This is a genomic window from Stenotrophomonas sp. BR163, from assembly GCF_047520985.2.
Classification (GTDB): domain Bacteria; phylum Pseudomonadota; class Gammaproteobacteria; order Xanthomonadales; family Xanthomonadaceae; genus Stenotrophomonas; species Stenotrophomonas sepilia.
In genome coordinates this window covers 1-15,633 of record NZ_JAXBRE020000036.1, presented here as the reverse complement: position 1 = coordinate 15,633, position 15,633 = coordinate 1, and the positions used below count along the sequence as shown (strand labels likewise).

The 15,633-nt window shown below is 66.3% G+C and carries 15 protein-coding genes; 7 read left to right on the top strand and 8 right to left on the bottom strand.

All coding sequences use genetic code 11. The features are described from left to right. The 5 genes from ACM0PY_RS19240 to ACM0PY_RS19220 all read left to right on the top strand — a co-directional run bounded on the left by ACM0PY_RS19240 (position 1) and on the right by ACM0PY_RS19220 (position 5,061). Positions 1-528 (top strand): F0F1 ATP synthase subunit delta, encoded by a 528-nt coding sequence (locus ACM0PY_RS19240; protein ID WP_005411131.1) that lies wholly within the window; start codon positions 1-3, stop codon positions 526-528. A 44-nt stretch (positions 529-572) separates the two neighbouring features. Then, complete coding sequence (atpA, locus tag ACM0PY_RS19235) at positions 573-2,120, top strand: F0F1 ATP synthase subunit alpha (RefSeq protein WP_005419511.1); 1,548 nt, start codon at positions 573-575, stop codon at positions 2,118-2,120. 97 nt (positions 2,121-2,217) lie between these two features. Further along, positions 2,218-3,081: a F0F1 ATP synthase subunit gamma gene (atpG, locus tag ACM0PY_RS19230; RefSeq protein WP_005411129.1), complete on the top strand. Its 864-nt coding sequence runs from the start codon at positions 2,218-2,220 to the stop codon at positions 3,079-3,081. Between the two features lie 37 nt (positions 3,082-3,118). Beyond that, the gene (atpD, locus tag ACM0PY_RS19225) at positions 3,119-4,525 is read left to right on the top strand and encodes a F0F1 ATP synthase subunit beta (RefSeq protein ID WP_005419510.1); all 1,407 of its coding nucleotides are present in this window, start codon (positions 3,119-3,121) and stop codon (positions 4,523-4,525) included. A 113-nt stretch (positions 4,526-4,638) separates the two neighbouring features. After that, the gene (locus ACM0PY_RS19220) at positions 4,639-5,061 is read left to right on the top strand and encodes a F0F1 ATP synthase subunit epsilon (protein WP_005419509.1); all 423 of its coding nucleotides are present in this window, start codon (positions 4,639-4,641) and stop codon (positions 5,059-5,061) included. Between the two features lie 84 nt (positions 5,062-5,145). Here the strand turns inward: ACM0PY_RS19220 and ACM0PY_RS19215 are convergent, their stop codons facing one another. After that, positions 5,146-5,529, bottom strand: a complete 384-nt coding sequence (locus ACM0PY_RS19215; protein WP_134972487.1) for a GtrA family protein — start codon at positions 5,527-5,529, stop codon at positions 5,146-5,148. A gap of 83 nt (positions 5,530-5,612) precedes the next feature. On the opposite strand from ACM0PY_RS19215, the gene glmU reads away from it, so the two are divergent. After that, positions 5,613-6,980 carry a bifunctional UDP-N-acetylglucosamine diphosphorylase/glucosamine-1-phosphate N-acetyltransferase GlmU gene (gene glmU, locus ACM0PY_RS19210; RefSeq protein WP_134972486.1) on the top strand — a complete coding sequence of 456 codons (1,368 nt, stop codon included), beginning with the start codon at positions 5,613-5,615 and terminating at the stop codon, positions 6,978-6,980. Beyond that, positions 6,949-7,482 carry a GNAT family N-acetyltransferase gene (locus tag ACM0PY_RS19205; RefSeq protein WP_134972485.1) on the top strand — a complete coding sequence of 178 codons (534 nt, stop codon included), beginning with the start codon at positions 6,949-6,951 and terminating at the stop codon, positions 7,480-7,482. The genes glmU and ACM0PY_RS19205 overlap by 32 nt, the downstream gene beginning before the upstream one ends. Before the next feature lie 68 nt (positions 7,483-7,550). Here ACM0PY_RS19205 and ACM0PY_RS19200 read toward each other — a convergent pair whose 3' ends face one another. The 7 genes from ACM0PY_RS19200 to ACM0PY_RS19170 all read right to left on the bottom strand — a co-directional run bounded on the left by ACM0PY_RS19200 (position 7,551) and on the right by ACM0PY_RS19170 (position 15,330). Then, on the bottom strand, positions 7,551-8,903 hold the full coding sequence (locus ACM0PY_RS19200; RefSeq protein WP_061479883.1) for a sensor histidine kinase: 1,353 nt from the start codon (positions 8,901-8,903) through the stop codon (positions 7,551-7,553). Further along, positions 8,900-10,246: a sigma-54-dependent transcriptional regulator gene (locus ACM0PY_RS19195; RefSeq protein ID WP_180867774.1), complete on the bottom strand. Its 1,347-nt coding sequence runs from the start codon at positions 10,244-10,246 to the stop codon at positions 8,900-8,902. The genes ACM0PY_RS19200 and ACM0PY_RS19195 overlap by 4 nt, the downstream gene beginning before the upstream one ends. Before the next feature lie 123 nt (positions 10,247-10,369). Next, positions 10,370-10,738 (bottom strand): PDZ domain-containing protein, encoded by a 369-nt coding sequence (locus ACM0PY_RS19190; RefSeq protein WP_180886239.1) that lies wholly within the window; start codon positions 10,736-10,738, stop codon positions 10,370-10,372. A gap of 16 nt (positions 10,739-10,754) precedes the next feature. Beyond that, the gene (locus tag ACM0PY_RS19185; RefSeq protein ID WP_019660723.1) at positions 10,755-11,972 is read right to left on the bottom strand and encodes an ABC transporter permease; all 1,218 of its coding nucleotides are present in this window, start codon (positions 11,970-11,972) and stop codon (positions 10,755-10,757) included. A 20-nt stretch (positions 11,973-11,992) separates the two neighbouring features. Next, on the bottom strand, positions 11,993-13,291 hold the full coding sequence (locus ACM0PY_RS19180) for an ABC transporter permease (protein WP_072167216.1): 1,299 nt from the start codon (positions 13,289-13,291) through the stop codon (positions 11,993-11,995). Positions 13,292-13,301: 10 nt separating this feature from the next. After that, positions 13,302-14,024 carry an ABC transporter ATP-binding protein gene (locus ACM0PY_RS19175; protein ID WP_134972091.1) on the bottom strand — a complete coding sequence of 241 codons (723 nt, stop codon included), beginning with the start codon at positions 14,022-14,024 and terminating at the stop codon, positions 13,302-13,304. 28 nt (positions 14,025-14,052) lie between these two features. After that, the gene (locus tag ACM0PY_RS19170) at positions 14,053-15,330 is read right to left on the bottom strand and encodes an efflux RND transporter periplasmic adaptor subunit (RefSeq protein WP_134972092.1); all 1,278 of its coding nucleotides are present in this window, start codon (positions 15,328-15,330) and stop codon (positions 14,053-14,055) included. Positions 15,331-15,633: the final 303 nt, after the last annotated feature.

The following is a 15,633-nucleotide window of genomic DNA, read 5'->3' as shown; positions in this document are numbered from 1 at the left end:
ATGAGCCAGGCCCTCACGCTTGCCCGCCCGTACGCCCGCGCCGCGTTCGCGACCGCGCGCGACGAAGGCGCGTTCGCGCCGTGGTCGGACGCCCTGGCGTTCTCCGCCCACGTCGCCGCCGACCCGCGCGTGGCGGCCCTGCTCGCCAACCCGGAGCTGGGTCGTGACGACGCCGTCGCCCTGCTGGCGCCGGTGTCCCACGGCGAGACCTACTCGCGCTTCCTGGCCATCCTGGCCGAATCGCATCGCCTGCCGCTGCTGCCGGAAATCTCCGGCATGTTCGACGCCCTGCGCGCCGAAGCCGAGCACGTGGTCAAGGCCACCGTCACCTCGGCTGCCGAACTGTCGGCCGGTGAACTGGACGCGATCAAGGTCGCGCTGCGCAAGCGCTTCAACCGCGAGGTCGACGTGACCACCGCGGTCGATGCCTCGCTGATCGGCGGCGCCGTGATCGACGCCGGCGACGTGGTCATCGATGGTTCGCTGAAGGGCAAGCTGGCCCGTCTGCAGACCGCGCTCGCTAACTGAATTCATTTAACGTCCGGCCCCGCTGCCGGCACTAGGACTTGACGATGGCAACCACGCTCAACCCCTCCGAAATCAGCGAACTGATCAAGAACCGCATCGAGAAGGTCAAGCTGGCCGCGGAATCGCGCAACGAAGGCACCGTGACCAGCGTGTCCGACGGCATCGTGCGCATCTTCGGTCTGGCCGACGTGATGCAGGGCGAAATGATCGAACTGCCGAACAACACCTTCGCCCTCGCCCTGAACCTGGAGCGCGACTCGGTCGGCGCCGTGGTCCTGGGTGACTACGAGCACCTGCGCGAAGGCGACGTCGCCAAGACCACCGGCCGCATCCTGGAAGTGCCGGTCGGTCCGGAACTGCTGGGCCGCGTCGTGAACGCGCTGGGCGAGCCGATCGATGGCAAGGGCCCGCTGGGCACCGACCTGACCGCTCCGGTGGAGCGCGTTGCTCCGGGCGTGATCTGGCGCAAGTCGGTCGACCAGCCGGTGCAGACCGGTTACAAGTCGGTCGACTCGATGATCCCGATCGGCCGTGGCCAGCGCGAGCTGATCATCGGTGACCGCCAGACCGGCAAGACCGCCATGGCGATCGATGCGGTGATCAACCAGAAGGGCACCGGCATCAAGTGCGTGTACGTTGCGATCGGCCAGAAGGCTTCGACCATCGCCAACATCGTGCGCAAGCTGGAAGAGAACGGCGCGCTGGCCCACACCATCGTGGTGGCCGCGACCGCTTCCGAATCGGCTGCCATGCAGTACATCAGCGCCTACTCGGGCTGCACCATGGGTGAGTACTTCATGGACCGCGGCGAAGACGCGCTGATCGTGTACGACGATCTGTCCAAGCAGGCTGTCGCCTACCGCCAGATCTCGCTGCTGCTGAAGCGCCCGCCGGGCCGCGAAGCCTACCCGGGTGACGTGTTCTACCTGCACTCCCGTCTGCTCGAGCGCGCTGCCCGTGTGTCCGAGGAATACGTCGAGAAGTTCACCGAAGGCAAGGTCACCGGCAAGACCGGTTCGCTGACCGCGCTGCCGATCATCGAAACCCAGGCCGGCGACGTGTCCGCGTTCGTTCCGACCAACGTGATCTCGATCACCGACGGCCAGATCTTCCTGGAAACCGACCTGTTCAACGCCGGCATCCGCCCGGCCGTGAACGCCGGTATCTCGGTGTCGCGCGTCGGTGGCTCGGCCCAGACCAAGATCATCAAGAAGCTGTCGGGCGGCATCCGTATCTCGCTGGCCCAGTACCGTGAACTGGCTGCCTTCGCGCAGTTCGCCTCGGACCTGGACGAAGCGACCCGCAAGCAGCTGGAGCGTGGCCAGCGCGTCACCGAGCTGATGAAGCAGAAGCAGTACGCGCCGATGTCGATCGCCAACCAGGCGCTGTCGATCTACGCCGTCAACGAGGGTTACCTCGACGACGTGCCGGTCAACAAGCTGCTGGCGTTCGAAGAAGGCCTGCACGCCCACTTCGCCAATACCCAGGGCGAGCTGATCAGCAAGGTCAACGCCACCGGCGGTTGGGACAACGACATCGAAGGTGCCTTCAAGAAGGGCATCGCCGAGTTCAAGACCACCGGCAGCTGGTAATCGCGGTCCTGTAGAGCGGAGCCACCGGCTCCGCTGGACCAGATGACAAACGGTTGAACAACGCGGGGCATCCGCCCCGCGCCACGGGAAACAAGAGATGGCAAGCGGACGCGAAATCAAAACCAAGATCAAGAGCGTGCAGAACACCCGCAAGGTGACGCGCGCCCTGGAAATGGTCTCGGCCTCCAAGATCCGCAAGGCGCAGGATCGGATGAAGACCTCGCGTCCGTACGCGCAGGCGATGAAGCAGGTGATCGGTCACCTGGCCCAGGCCAGCACCGACTACCAGCATCCGTTCCTGGTCGAGCGCGAGCAGGTAAAGCGGGTCGGTTTCATCGTGATCTCCTCCGATCGCGGTCTGGCCGGCGGCCTGAACAACAACCTGTTCCGCAAGATGCTGGGCGAAGCCAAGGCATGGCAGGACAAGGGTGCCGAAGTGGACCTGGTGACCATCGGCCAGAAGGCATCGACCTTCTTCCGCCGCGTGAAGGTCAACATGGTCGGCAGCGTGACCCACATCGGCGACGTGCCGAAGCTGGAATCGCTGATCGGTGTGATCAAGGTCATGCTCGACGCCTTCACCGAAGGCAAGATCGACCGCGTGTACCTGGTCTACAACCGCTTCGTGAACACCATGGTGCAGAAGGCCAGCTTCGATCAGCTGCTGCCGCTGCCGCCGGCCGAGAAGCAGGTCGCTCACCACGACTGGGACTACCTGTACGAACCCGATGCCGCGACCGTGCTGGAGCACGTGATGACGCGTTACATCGAGTCGCTGGTGTACCAGGCACTGCTGGAAAACGTCGCCTCCGAGCATGCCGCACGCATGGTTGCGATGAAGGCGGCGAGCGACAACGCCAACAAGCTGATCGGCACCCTGCAGCTCGTCTACAACAAGGCGCGCCAGGCAGCGATCACCCAGGAAATCTCCGAAATCGTCGGCGGCGCGGCAGCAGTCTGACCGCGTTCGTTCAAAGCACACATTAGAGGATGCAGCAATGAGTCAGGGCAAGATCGTTCAGATCATCGGCGCGGTCGTCGACGTCGAATTCCCGCGTGAATCGGTGCCGAAGGTGTACGACGCACTGAAGGTCGAAAACACCGAGATCACCCTCGAAGTCCAGCAGCAGCTGGGCGACGGCGTGGTGCGTACCATCGCCCTCGGTTCCACCGACGGCCTGAAGCGCAACCTGGTTGCCGTCAACACCGGCCGCGGCATCTCGGTCCCGGTCGGCGCCGGCACCCTGGGCCGCATCATGGACGTGCTGGGCCGTCCGATCGACGAAGCCGGCCCGGTCGCTGCCAGCGACAACTGGGAAATCCACCGCGCTGCGCCGTCGTATGAAGACCAGTCCCCGGCCACCGAGCTGCTGGAAACCGGCATCAAGGTCATCGACCTGATGTGCCCGTTCGCCAAGGGCGGCAAGGTCGGCCTGTTCGGCGGCGCCGGCGTCGGCAAGACCGTCAACATGATGGAGCTGATCAACAACATCGCCAAGGCGCACAGCGGTCTGTCCGTGTTCGCCGGCGTGGGTGAGCGTACCCGTGAGGGCAACGACTTCTACCACGAAATGAAGGACTCCAACGTCCTGGACAAGGTGGCGATGGTGTACGGCCAGATGAACGAGCCGCCGGGCAACCGCCTGCGCGTCGCGCTGACCGGCCTGACCATGGCCGAGTACTTCCGCGACGAGAAGGACGAGAACGGCAAGGGCAAGGACGTCCTGTTGTTCGTCGACAACATCTACCGCTACACCCTGGCCGGTACCGAAGTGTCGGCACTGCTGGGCCGTATGCCGTCCGCGGTGGGTTACCAGCCGACCCTGGCCGAGGAAATGGGCGTCCTGCAGGAGCGCATCACCTCGACCAAGAACGGCTCGATCACCTCGATCCAGGCCGTCTACGTTCCCGCGGACGACCTGACCGACCCGTCGCCGGCGACCACCTTCGCCCACCTGGACTCGACCGTCACCCTGTCTCGTTCGATCGCCTCGCTGGGTATCTACCCGGCCGTCGATCCGCTGGACTCCACCAGCCGCCAGATGGATCCGCTGGTGATCGGCCACGAGCACTACGACACCGCCCAGCGCGTCCAGCAGACCCTGCAGAAGTACAAGGAACTGAAGGACATCATCGCGATCCTGGGCATGGACGAACTGTCCGAAGAGGACAAGCAGGCCGTGTCGCGCGCCCGCAAGATCGAGCGCTTCTTCAGCCAGCCGTTCCACGTGGCCGAAGTGTTCACCGGTTCGCCGGGCAAGTACGTGCCGCTGAAGGACACCATCCGTGGCTTCAAGGCCATCGTCGATGGCGAGTACGACCACCTGCCGGAGCAGGCGTTCTACATGGTCGGCGGCATCGAAGAAGCGGTCGAGAAGGCCAAGAAGATGGCCGAGAAGGCCTGATCCGGGACGGGCAGGAGCGATCCTGGCCGACCTGACGCCGGCGCCGGGCAACCGCCCGCGCCGGTGGACCCCCACGGTGGCATTGCGCCGCCGCGAACAGCGAAGAGATTTGCATGAGCACGATCCGTTGCGACATCGTCAGCGCCGAGCAGGAAATCTTCCGTGGCGAAGCGACCCTGGTCGTGGCCACCGGTGAGCTGGGCGAACTGGGCATCGCGCCCAAGCACGCGCCGCTGATCACCCGCCTGAAGCCGGGCAAGGTGGTGGTGACCACGCCGAACGGCGAGCAGCTGGATTTCGCCATTTCCGGCGGCATCCTGGAAGTGCAGCCGCAGGTGGTGACCGTGCTGGCCGACACCGCGATCCGCGCGCAGGACATCGACGAAGCCTCGGTCCGCAAGGCCAAGGAAGAAGCCGAGCGCATCCTGGCCAACCGCGGCGAAGCGATGGAAGTGGCCGAAGCCCAGCAGAAGCTGGCTGAAGCCGTCGTCCAGCTGCAGGCACTGGAACGCCTGCGCAAGAATCTCAAGCACTGAGGTTCGCGCTGCACCCACGAGAACGCCGGCCCTGTGCCGGCGTTTTTGTTTCTGCTGGCAGCGCCGGGGCGTGTGTCGGTGGTATCAGCGATACACCACATGGCGCATCAACAGGAACGACACGCACGCCAGCCCGCCTTCCACCAGCGGCTTGGCCAGCCACGTGTACTGCAGGCCCAGCGCCTGGTCGACCAGGCTGACCAGCAGCGTGCTCGTCGCCGTCAGCAGCAGCCACAGCCCGAAGAAGCGTGCGAAGCGCTTCCATCCCAGCTTGCCGGCACCGGCCTCGGCAAAGGTGTAGCGGCCGTTGAGCCAGAAGCCCAGCAGCATGCCGGCCAGGCGACCGGCGATGTTGGCCGGCGCGACCGGCATGCCCAGCGCGGTGGCGACCACGAACGCCAGCCAATCGACCAGCAGCTGCACGAGCCCGATCACAAGGTAGGTGCTTCCCTGGCGGAGCAGGCTCATCGGCGTGGTGAAGGAGGAGGGATGCCCATGTTAACGGCCCACGCTCTAGAATCACCGGCAACGAACTACGGACTGCTGCTCCCATGACCCAAGCCCTGCACGTCATCATTCTCGCCGCCGGCGCCGGCAAGCGCATGAAGTCGGTGCTGCCGAAGGTGCTGCAGCCGATCGCCGGCCAGCCGATGCTGGCGCACGTGATCGATGCGGCCCGCGAGCTGCAGCCGGCGGCCATCCACGTGGTTTACGGCCATGGCGGCGAGGCGGTGCGTCAGTACTTCGCCGGCCAGCCCGACCTGCAGTGGGCCGAACAGGCCCAGCAGCTCGGTACCGGCCACGCAGTGGCGCAGGCAATGCCGCAGGTTCCCGACGCTGCGCAGGTGCTGGTGTTGTACGGCGATGTGCCGCTGATCCGCGCGCAGACCCTGCGCGACCTGCTGGCGCAGCCGGGCCGGCTGGCAGTGCTGGTGGCCGATGTCGATGACCCGAGCGGTTACGGCCGTGTGCTGCGCGATGCAGAGGGCAAGGTGGGCTCCATCGTCGAGCAGAAGGACGCCACCGACGACCAGCTGCGCGTGCGCACGATCAACACCGGCATCATCGCCGCAGAGTCGACCGCGCTGCGCCGCTGGTTGTCGCAGCTGTCCAACAGCAATGCGCAGGGCGAGTACTACCTTACCGATGTGTTCGCGTTTGCCGCGCATGAGTACACCCCGGCCGAGATGGCCCTGGTCGCCGATGCACAGGAGGCTGAGGGCGCGAATGATCCGTGGCAGCTGTCGCAGCTGGAACGCGCCTGGCAGCGCCGTGCGGTGCGTGCGCTGTGCGCTCAGGGCGCGCGCGTGCGCGACCCGGCACGCCTGGATATCCGTGGCGCCGTCACCGTGGGCAGCGACGTGCTGATCGATGTCGACGTTGTTCTTGAAGGCAACGTCGTGCTCGGTGACGGCGTTACCGTAGGCCCATTCAACCGGCTGAAGGATGTCAACCTGGGGCCCGGCACCGAAGTGCGCGCGCATTGCGACCTGGAAGGCGTGGTGACCGAAGGTGCCGCGCAGATCGGCCCGTTCGCACGCTTGCGGCCGGGTACCGTGCTGGCCGATGGCGTACACGTCGGCAACTTCGTCGAAACCAAGAACGTCACCCTCGGCGTCGGCAGCAAGGCCAACCACCTCACGTATCTGGGTGACGCGGTGATCGGCAGCAGGGTGAACATCGGTGCCGGCACCATCACCTGTAACTACGATGGCGTGAACAAGTCGACCACCACCATCGGCGACAACGCCTTCATCGGCTCCAACAGCTCGCTGGTGGCGCCGATCACCATCGGCGAGGGCGCGACCATCGCTGCCGGGTCGGTGATCACCCGCACCGCGCCGGACGGCAAGCTGACGCTGGCACGTGCACGACAGGAAACCATCGATGGCTGGAAGCGCCCGGTCAAGAAGTCCTGAGCCACGGGTGCCGCGCACCGATGAGCTGGGTGTGCTGCCGACGATCGAACAGCGTGCCGGTGAACTGCTGAGGGGCCACGAGGCCTATCCGGCGTTTGCCGGCCACGGCCTGGACCTGCCGACGCTGCAGGAAGGCCGTGAGCGTGGACAGCTCTGGGTGGTGGATGGCGCCGGCGGCGGCATTGCCGGCTACCTGCTGGCCGGCGACCTGGCAGGCGAGTTCCATGTCCTGCAGATGGATGTGGATCCAGCGCACGCGCGTCGTGGCCATGGCCGTGCATTGCTGCGGCATGCCTTGGCGCAGGCCAGGGCCACCGGCTTTGCTGCGGCGGTGCTGACCACCTTGAGCGATGTGCCGTGGAATGCAGCCTTCTATGCCAGCGAAGGATTCGTTGAAGTGCCGGAGGCGGAGTGGAACGATGGCCTGCGCGCCGTCATGGCCGAAGAGGCTGCGCTCGGGTTTCCGATGCACCTGCGGGTGGCGATGCGGCGGGTCTGGTAGGTGCTGACCCTGGTCGGCACATCCACGCATGGCGTGGATCTACTGACAGACCGAGCCACGTCGGCAACTCACCCCACCGGCAACAGGATCGACACGCACAGCCCGCCATCACCGCGGTTCTGCAGCGACACCCGCCCACCGTGCGCCTCCACGATCTCGCGGGTCAGTGCCAGTCCCAACCCGGTACCGTTGCGCTTGGTCGAATAGAACGGCATCAGCGCGTTCTGCAGCACCTGCTCGTTCATGCCCTTGCCACGGTCCAGCACATCCAGGCGCAGCCATTGCGGCAACCGCGTCAGCTGCACCTGCACGTCATCATTGGGCGGATCGGCTTCGGCACAGGCTTCATGCGCGTTCTTCAGCAGGTTCAACAGCGCCTGCCCGAACTGCGCGATGTCGATCCGGCTGCTCAGTTCCTCCTCCGGTTCACGTTCCATGCTGAACGGAATCTGCTGGCGCAGGCTGGACAGGAAGGGCGCCCAGTGCACGGTCTGCAGTTGCGGTTGCGGCAGCTTGGCGAAGCGCGCATAGCCACGGATGAATCCTTCCAGGTGGCGCGCGCGGTCTTCGATGGTGGTGAAGATCTCCGGCAGCCGATCGAAGCGCTCGCGCTGCACCAGCACGCCACCGGAGTGGGCCAGCGAGGCGATCGGTGCCAGTGAGTTGTTGAGCTCGTGGCTGATCACCCGGATCACCTTCTTCCACGTCTGCACTTCCTGGCGGCGCAGTTCGGCGGTGAGCAGGCGTACCAGCAGCAGGTCGTGCGGGCGGCCGTTGAGCTGGAAAGATCGGCGTGAAAGGTGATAGACCTGTTCGTCGTCCTCATCGCCGTCTTCGCCTTCCGCATGCACCGCGAACAGGCTGTCGCCGCCACGGGCGATGGCATCGCGCAGCTCCACCGGCACCTGTTCCAGCACCTCTTCCAGGCGCTGGCCTTCCAGCTTCCAGCCGCCATGCAGCAGCTTGCGCGCGGCCAGGTTGGAGAACACCACGCGGGCGATGCCATCGCCGCCGGAAGCAATCAGCAACATCGCCACCGGGGTGTTCTGCACCATGGTGTCCAGCAGCAGTTCGCGCTGCACCAGGCCCTGCCGCTGCTCGCGCAGCACGTCACCCAGTTCGCGGTGCGCCTGCACCAGGTCACCCAGTTCGTCGTTGCCCGGCCAGTACACACCGAAGTTGTACTCTCCGTCGCGGTAGCTGCTGGTGGTGCCGGCCAAGGCGCGCATCAATGAACGTACCGGCGCGGTGGCACGGCGCAGGGTCCACCACATCAGCGACAGCAGGATCAGCGCCGACACCGTGGTCACCACCCAGCCATGGTCCATCCAGTAGGCCAGCAGCCACGGCAACGCGGCGGCCAGCGCCAGCACCGGCAGCAGGCGCAGGAACAGGCGGAAGGTGAACGAGCGCCGTTTCATTCGCGTGGGATGCCGTGCCGGTCCATGCGCCGGTACAGTGCCTGGCGGCTCAGGCCGAGTTCGGCGGCGGCCTGGGCGATGACGCCGTGGTTGCGCGCCAGCACATCCTCGATGCGCGCACGGTCAGGATCATTGCCGGCACTGGCTGCCGGTCGCGGCGCAGGTGCGGCGCGCGGCAGGTTCAGGTCGGCCACCTCGATGCGGTTGCCGGTCGCCAGCAGCTCGGCCCGCTGGATCACGTTGCGCAGTTCGCGCACGTTGCCGGGCCAGGGGTGCCGTTGCAAGGCCGCGGTGGCGGCGCTGGAAAGTGGCTTGCCGGCGGTCAGGAAGCGCTCGGCCAGGGGCACGATGTCGCCCGGGCGCTCAGCCAATGGTGGCAGGACCAGTTCCACCGTATTGAGGCGGTAGTACAGGTCTTCGCGGAAGGTGCCGTCGCGGATCATCGCCGGCAGGTCGGCATTGGTCGCGCTGACCACGCGGACTTTGACCTGGCGCTCGCGATTGGAGCCAAGACGCTCGAAGCGCCCTGTTTCCAGCACACGCAGGAGCTTCATCTGGCCGCCCAGCGACAGGTTGCCGATCTCGTCCAGGAACAGCGTTCCGCCGTCGGCGGCTTCGAACTTGCCCTCGCGTGCCTTGTTGGCGCCGGTATATGCGCCGGCCTCGGCACCGAACAGTTCGGCCTCGATCAGTTCCGAGGGCAGGGCGCCGCAGTTGACTGTGATGAACGGGCCCTTGGCCACCAGCGAGTTGGCCTGGATGATCTGCGCGATCTTCTCCTTGCCAGCGCCGTTGGGGCCGGTGATCAGCACCGGCAGTTCGGAGCGCGCGACCTGGCAAGCCAGCGCGATGATGCGCTCGCTGGCCGGATCGGCGAAGACCGCACCACACAGCTCGTACTTTTCTTCCAGCGCATTGCGCTGGCGCAGCTCACGGCTGCGGCGGCGGTCCAGCTCGCGCCGCGCCTCGGACAGCTCGAGCAGGTTGTTGACCGTGGTCAGCAGCTTGCGGTCGTCCCAGGGCTTGGCCAGGTAGTCGGCGGCGCCGGCCTTGACCAGGTCCACCGCACTGCTCAGGTGGGTCCAGGCGGTGAGCAGGATCACCGGCAGGTCCGGGTGGCGCGCGCGGATCTGTGCGAACAGGTCTTCGCCTTCTTCGCCGGAGGTGGTGTCCTCGCTGAAATTCATGTCCTGGATCACCAGGTCGACCGGCTGCGACTCGAGCAGGGCCAGCCCTTCGGCCGGGCTCTGCGCCTGCAGGGTGTCGATGTCATGCAGGGAGAACAGCACGTCCAGCGCGGTGCCCACGCTGGCGTTGTCGTCGATGATCAGGATCGAAGGCATCAAGCAGTTCTGCAGAAAGGGATGGGCGGCGCCGATGGAGCCGTGTTCGTATCCATACGCCGGGAGAGCCCGGCGCCACCCATCAAGCATAGCCAAAGCCGTGGCGACGAGGGCGGGCTGGTTTCAGCGCCGCGCTGGTGGCGGCGGTGGCGGCGGTGGCGGAGCGACCAGCGCCAGCCGCCACGAGGTGGCGTCCACCGGGACGGTGAGCTCGCGTTTGTCGCGGCGCAGCAACAGGTACGCAGTCGGGGCAGTGGAATGCCGCAGCGCATCGGCAAGATGCTCGATGCGCCGCACAGCCGTATCGTCCAGGCGCAGGATGCGGTCGCCGCTGCGCACGCCGAAGCGGGCTTCCGGACGCGCGGCGTCCACCCGTACCTGGCCCTCGGTCGAGCGCAGCGCCAGGCGGGCATCATCCTGGCGCCATTCCAGCGTCTGCGAGCTGCCACCGCCGGCCAGCGCCGGCAGTGGCAGCAGTGCCATCAACAGCATCCGGCAGGCACGCATCTCACGCGCCCCGCGTGGCAACTGCGGGCGGGACCGCTGCCGCGCGCCGGGCCGGCCCGAACACCGCGACCTGGCCCAGCACCCACAGCAGCAGCGCGCCCAGCGGCAGGTAGTACAGGGGCATGCGTGGCAGCTCGTACAGGTTCATCAGTGCCAGATTGATCGCGTAGGCCGCCAGCATGCCCAGCACGATGCCCAGCGAGGCCAGCAGGAAGTTCTCGGTCTGGAAGTAGCGCAGGATCTGCCCGCGGGTGGCACCGAGTGCGCGGCGGATGCCGATCTGCTTGCTGCGCTGCTGCACCCAGAAGCTGGCCAGGCCGATGATGCCCAGTGCGGTGACCACCAGCAGCGAGACGCTGACGGTGATCAGCAGGCCAACCATCGCGCGGTCGTTCTTGAAGAAGTCCTTGCGCTGGTCTTCATAGGTCAGCTTGTCGCGCATCAGCCGGTTGGGGTCGTTGCGCTCCAGTACAGCAGCCCCCGCATCAAGCACCTCCTGGCGGCGTTCCGGCGAAGTGCGCAGCACATAGGTGCCACCCTCGTCGAAGGTGCGCCGCATGGGCAGCAGCATGGAGTTCGTCCAGTTGTCATTCCAGCCGTTGGGCGTGCTGAGCGTGTCGACGATGCCGACCACGTGCAGCGGCTGCTTGCCCATGTAGTAGGTCTTGCCCAGCGCGCTGCCGTTGGGTTCCATCTTGGCGGCGGTGGCCTGGGTGAGGATGACCGGGATGGCGTTTTCCTTGGCGCCCCCCTTGCTGGCGTCTTCGAAGTTCTGGTACTCGCCGGGCAGGAAATCGCGGCCGGCGATCAGGTTGATGCCCATCGTCGCCAGCCCGTTCTCGGACAGGGTGTACATCGAAGCGTTGGTGGTCGGCCGTTCCTGGTCGATCTCCCGCGAGATGCTGCTGCTGGACGAGCCGTTGCGGAAAGGCACCTGGTTGATGATGGTGACGTTGCTGACGCCGGGAAGCGCACGCAATGACGCCAGGTCCTCACGGGTGCGGGCCATGGCATCGGTCTGCTTGCCGATGCCGCTGACGCGGAGCATCACCAGTTCGTTCTCGGCGATGCCGCTGGGCATGCTGATCTTCTCCACGCGCTGGCTGACCAGGAACAGCGCGTTGCAGACGATGGCGCAGGTCAGTGCGACTTCCAGCACGATCAGGGCAGCGGCAGTCTTGTGCCGGCGCAGCGTGCTGAGGATGGGGCGGATGTCCATGGGAGTCCTCGTTCGATTGCTTACTGCGACTTGAGCTGGATGGCCGGAGTGACCTGCATGGCGCGCCAGGCAGGCAGGAAACCGGCGGCAAGGCTGGCGAACAGGGTCAGGCCCAGCGCGAGCAGCAGCATGTTGCCGTCCAGGTGGGCCAGCTTTGCGTACTCCACCGGTTGCTGGCGCACCGCGAACAGGCCGAGCAGGGCCAGGCCGATGCCCAGCACGCCCCCGACCACGCCGACCGCGCCGGCTTCCACCAGGCACTGCAGGAAGATCTGGCCACGGCTGGCACCGAGTGCGCGGCGCACGCCGATCTCACCACTGCGGCGCAGGAACTTGGCCAGCAGCAGGCCCACCGTGTTGACCAGGCAGACACCCAGGAAACCCAGTGCCAGCCACAGCTGCAGGCGCACGTCGCTGGGCACCGCGCCGTTGAAGTCCAGCCATTCCATCACGGTGCGCAGGCGCACGTTCGGCGGGTGCTTGAAGCGGCCGGCCTGGCGCTGCTGGCTCGAATAGTTCTCCAGGTAGCGGCGGTAGTCGGCGGCCTTGGCCGGGTCCATCTCCACCCAGTACTGCAGCCACGCGCACGGCGCATTGAGCGAGTAGCTGTTGCCGTCGGGATTCTCGCCGAAGCAGTTCATGTTGCCGTTGCTGCCCAGTTTCAGGTCGAAGGACGTGGAAATCGGCAGCAGCAGGTCCTCGTTCTTGCCGTAGCTGCCGGTGGTCAGGTCGTAGAAGTGCGGCTCCGGGCTCCACTCCTTCATCACGCCGACGATGCGGTAGCTCTGGCCTTCCATGCGCAGGTCGCGGCCTACGCTGTTGGCGCCCTGGTAAAGCTTGTCGTTGAGCGCCTTGGAGATGACCACCACGCGTGCGCGGCCTTCGTCGTCCTCGCGCGTCCACGGGCGGCCGTACTGCATGGGCACCTCGAACATCGGGAAGAAATCGGCCGAGGTCCAGCGGGTGTCGATGCTGAAGGGCTTGAGGGTGCTGTTGTCCGGTTCGATGGTGCCGCCACCGCCGCTCATCAGCGCCTGGCGCTCGCCCCTGGCTTCGCGCAGCAGGGCTTCCCCGTCGAAGCGGGTCAACTGGGTTTCCGGCTCCTCGCCCGCGACATAGGCGCCGGTCGCGGCATCGAGCTGCACATAGAACAGCCGGTCACTCTTGCCGGGGATCGGGTCGCCGGACAGCACGTGGAACACGGTCAGGGTGGTCATCGAGGCACCGATGCCGAGGGCGATGGCCACCACCATCAGCGCAGTCAGGACCTTGTTGCGGCGGAAACTGCGTACCGCCAATCGGGCGTAGTAGGCGAACATGGGAATGCCCTCACTCGTTGACGGCGACGATGTGGCGTGGCGTGGCCAGTACCGGCTCGCGCACCAGGTCGGTGACCTGGCCGTCGACGATATGCACGTTGCGCTGCGCACGCGCGGCCAGTTCCGGGTCGTGGGTGACCATTACGATGGTGGTGCCGGCGGCATTGATCTCCTCCAGCAGTTCCATCACGCCGCGCGCCATCTGCGTGTCCAGGTTGCCGGTCGGTTCGTCGGCCAGCAGCAGGCGCGGACTGCCGGCCAGGGCGCGTGCGATGGCCGCGCGCTGCTGCTGGCCGCCGGACAGCTCATTCGGGTAGTGCTTCATGCGCGAGCCCAGGCCGACCTGGGTCAGCGCCCTTTCAATGCGCTCCCGGCGCTCATTGGCGCTCATCTTGCGGTAGCGCAGCGGCACGTCGACATTGTCGAACAGGTTCAGGTCGGGGATCAGGTTGAAGCCCTGGAAGATGAAGCCGATCTTCTGGTTGCGCAGGCGGCTGCGGGCGTCATCGCCCAGCGTGCTCACATCCTGCCCGTCCAGCATGTAGGTACCGCTGGTGAAGGTTTCCAGCAGGCCGGCGATGTTGAGGAAGGTGGTCTTGCCGGAGCCGGACGGACCGGTGACGGCGACGAACTCGCCTTCCTTGACCTGCAGTTCCAGTGAGCGCAACGCGTGGGTTTCCACCTGTTCGGTGCGGAAGACCTTGGCGACCGAACGCATTTCGAGCATGTACATGGGGTGTCCTCTCTCCAGGATTCAGGTATCAGTTGACGGAGACGCGTTCGGCGTCCTTGAACAGGTCGCTGCCGGAGACCACGATGCGGTCGCCCGGCTGCACACCCGACTTGATTTCCACTTCGCCCAGGCTGCTGACGCCCAGTTCCACCGGGCGGCGCACGGCGGTGCGGCCATCCATCACGTAGGCCATGCCGTTGCCCTGTTCGACGAACGGGCCGCGCTCGACCTTCAGCACGTTCTTGCGGGTATCGAGCAGCACGCGCACCGACATCCGCTGGCTCTGGCGCAGGCCTTCCGGCTGCGCGCTGGCGAAGCGCACGCGGGCGTTGACCTCGCCGTTGACCACTTCCGGCGATACCGCGCTGATCTCGCCCGGGAACGGCTGGCCGTTGCCACCGGTCAGCTGGGCCGGCATGCCGATCGCCAGGTCGCGGGCGAAGCTCTCCGGCACCTTGATCTCGACCTCGAACTTGGACAGGTCGACCACGCCCAGCACCGGCGCGTTGGCGGCCAGGTTGGTGGACTGCACGGCCTGCACCTGGCCGACCTGGCCATCGAAGGGCGCGCGCAGGGTCAGCGCATCGACCTGGCGCTGCACTTCGGCCACCACCGCTTTCTGGCGGTCGGCCAGCAGGCGCTTGTTGCGGGCATCCAGGTCGGCGCCCTGGCTCTGCAGGCGCGCATCGGTGGTGGCATTGGCCAGGGCGATGTCGGCTTTCTTCAGCGAATCCTTGGCCTTGGCCAGGTCGATCTGCGGTACCGCGCCGCCGTCGTAGCCGCGCTGGTAGCGCTGCAGGTCGCGGTCGGCGGCCTGCCGCTCGATGGTGGCCTGGTCGGTTTCCTTGCGTGACCTGGCACGGGCCAGGGTCGCGTCCAGCGCGGCGCGGCTGGCCTCGGCTTCCAGGCCGGCCAGCGTTGCCTGTTCCTGGGCCAGCTTGCTGCGCAGTTCCGGGCTGTCGATGATCGCCAGCTCCTGGCCCTTCTTGACCACGTCACCGGCGACGACCTTCAGGTCCACGGTACCGGCCGAGATCGCGTACAGGATCGGGCTGTTGGCGGCGATCACGCGGCCGTCGGCAGCGATGTCACGGACCAGGTCGCCCCGCTTCACCTCGGCGATGCGCACGCGGCTGCTGTCGAAGGAGCGGCTGGCATTGGACCAGGCATGTACCGCCCAGCCGATGCCGGCGAGCAGCGCGATGGCACCCAGCGCCGGCCAGCGGTAGCGGTGCCAGCTTGCGCGGGTGGTGCCGGCCGGGGCGGAGGAAACGATCTGGTCCTGTGCGGAAGTGTCGCGGATCATCGGGTGCGTGCCTGACGGTGGTAGCCAATACCAAGCACGTAGCGTGCCAACTTTATTTCCTTTCAGGTCAAGGGGTTGGGAGTTTCGGGGAAGTGTCCGGGTGTCCGCGGACACCTTTCCGGACACTTTCATTAAGCGGACAGGAGGGGGAAGCCGGACACGCAGGCTAGAATGCGGCAATCGTCTTCAAGGAAACGCGTGACATGTGTGGAATCGTGGGTGCGATCGCCGATCGCGACGTAGTACCGGTACTGATCGAGGGTCTGAAGCGCCTTGAATACCGTGGCTACGATTCCTCGGGCA

Bases quoted from the DNA above. Each gene is read 5' to 3' on its own strand.
- ACM0PY_RS19215 (WP_134972487.1), bottom strand. From the start codon at position 5,529: ATGAGCCTGCTCCGCCAGGGAAGCACCTACCTTGTGATCGGGCTCGTG.
- ACM0PY_RS19185 (WP_019660723.1), bottom strand. From the start codon at position 11,972: ATGGACATCCGCCCCATCCTCAGCACGCTGCGCCGGCACAAGACTGCC.
- ACM0PY_RS19240 (WP_005411131.1), top strand. From the start codon at position 1: ATGAGCCAGGCCCTCACGCTTGCCCGCCCGTACGCCCGCGCCGCGTTC.
- ACM0PY_RS19175 (WP_134972091.1), bottom strand. From the start codon at position 14,024: ATGTACATGCTCGAAATGCGTTCGGTCGCCAAGGTCTTCCGCACCGAA.
- ACM0PY_RS19220 (WP_005419509.1), top strand. From the start codon at position 4,639: ATGAGCACGATCCGTTGCGACATCGTCAGCGCCGAGCAGGAAATCTTC.
- ACM0PY_RS19190 (WP_180886239.1), bottom strand. From the start codon at position 10,738: ATGCTGTTGATGGCACTGCTGCCACTGCCGGCGCTGGCCGGCGGTGGC.
- glmU (WP_134972486.1), top strand. From the start codon at position 5,613: ATGACCCAAGCCCTGCACGTCATCATTCTCGCCGCCGGCGCCGGCAAG.
- ACM0PY_RS19200 (WP_061479883.1), bottom strand. From the start codon at position 8,903: ATGAAACGGCGCTCGTTCACCTTCCGCCTGTTCCTGCGCCTGCTGCCG.
- atpD (WP_005419510.1), top strand. From the start codon at position 3,119: ATGAGTCAGGGCAAGATCGTTCAGATCATCGGCGCGGTCGTCGACGTC.
- ACM0PY_RS19170 (WP_134972092.1), bottom strand. From the start codon at position 15,330: ATGATCCGCGACACTTCCGCACAGGACCAGATCGTTTCCTCCGCCCCG.
- ACM0PY_RS19205 (WP_134972485.1), top strand. From the start codon at position 6,949: ATGGCTGGAAGCGCCCGGTCAAGAAGTCCTGAGCCACGGGTGCCGCGC.
- atpA (WP_005419511.1), top strand. From the start codon at position 573: ATGGCAACCACGCTCAACCCCTCCGAAATCAGCGAACTGATCAAGAAC.
- atpG (WP_005411129.1), top strand. From the start codon at position 2,218: ATGGCAAGCGGACGCGAAATCAAAACCAAGATCAAGAGCGTGCAGAAC.
- ACM0PY_RS19180 (WP_072167216.1), bottom strand. From the start codon at position 13,291: ATGTTCGCCTACTACGCCCGATTGGCGGTACGCAGTTTCCGCCGCAAC.
- ACM0PY_RS19195 (WP_180867774.1), bottom strand. From the start codon at position 10,246: ATGCCTTCGATCCTGATCATCGACGACAACGCCAGCGTGGGCACCGCG.